The organism is Mucilaginibacter sp. P2_A5 (assembly GCF_056404995.1).
The window spans coordinates 1-1428 of sequence record NZ_JBFUCY010000076.1; the positions used below are offsets into that span (position 1 = coordinate 1).

1 protein-coding gene and 1 pseudogene are annotated in these 1428 nt (G+C 42.4%); both read right to left on the reverse strand.

The features are described 5' to 3' along the window. Window positions 1-881: pseudogene (locus AC1DXF_RS29395) on the reverse strand (hypothetical protein); the annotation flags it as partial. 98 nt (window positions 882-979) lie between these two features. Beyond that, window positions 980-1428 (reverse strand): fibronectin type III-like domain-contianing protein (locus AC1DXF_RS29400; RefSeq protein WP_477452242.1); only part of this gene is annotated, 449 nt, incomplete at its 5' end.

Below are 1428 nucleotides of genomic sequence, written 5' to 3' on the forward strand. Positions count from 1 at the left end.
CAGTTAGTTTCGGACCTTCGAGGAAATTGGAAATTACCGCCGGGAAAACGTAAAAAACGGGGTTTCATATCGGCCAGTAATTTCATGATGTCTACCCGGTTCCCATTCGGGCGGTTATGATAGGTTGGCGGAAATAAAGAGACGAGGTTAAAATAATAAACCCCGGTGCGGTTTGTCGAAATAACAAAACGAGCGTCAGATGTTGGTTTAACACCAGCGCCTGTTATTAATTTGAGTTCATATTTTTTCCAAAAGGCGCTTTTTATCAAATTAATAGTTCCCGAAGCATATACGGTTTTACCGTCATTGCTTTCTATACTTACGGTTATGGGCCCGGCCGTGTTATCGGCAATTACCGGAACAGTAACTTTAGGCTTGGGCTCCCAGGGGCGAGGGGGAAATGGCTTGCTGTCCGTGCCCTTCATATAAAAAGAAGCGTTATAAGTTGTATTAGGCAAAACAGGTATGCCCCAATAACCTTCATTTGCAATACCGGCCCGGCCACCGCCGGTATCCACCATGAGTTTTAAACAGGTAGTTAACGCGCCGTTAATGGCGTGGCGCTGCTGATCGTTGGGTACATTGCCGGGGTTTGGGGCAACTAACTGAATGGTGGCCTTCGCGCCACCTTCCCTGATCACGCTCCATGCTTCCGGCGTATTCGGGTTGTCCTTAAATATCCTGTTCCTGATCAGCTCGGCATACAAACCCCCATCGTACGAATGGTTGATCTCTTCGGTCATCAACCCATACAGTTGCGGACTTACATTTGCGCCGGGCTTGGTTAAATCAAGCATAAGCTTAGGGTTTTGCGATTTCACGCTTGTTGTAGTAAACAGGAACAGGCACAAAATTGAAATGGGTAATAACTTTTTCATCATGAAAGTCTATATTATTTATTGTGTTTTTTACACTTATTTTTACAAGGCCAATGGGGTATTTCCATTGAAAATTGTTTCTGGGTTTATCGGTATTGAGTTTATTTAACCAGGATTTTTACTGTTTTTGAAATATTACGTGATGAATTACCTACCTGAAGAACAAACTCACCAGCTTCCACTTTCCATGATTTTTTTGCTTCGTCATAAAAAGCCAAATCCCCAACTTTTACATCCAGCTCAACTGTTTTCGTTTCACCGTGCTTTAAAAATATCTTTTTAAAACCTTTAAGCTCTTTTTCGGGGCGCAATACCGAGCAAACCGGATCGCTTACATATAATTGCACAACTTCGGCCCCGGATCTGCTGCCTTTATTTTTGATAGTGAATTTTGCGTGGATGATTTCATCCTTTTTATAGCTTGATTTATCTGTGGAAAGTTTGCTGACAGAAAATTCAGTATAAGAAAGCCCATAACCAAAAGGAAATTGCGGTTGAATTTTCTTGGTATCGTACCAGCGGTAACCAACCAGTATGCCCTCTTTATATT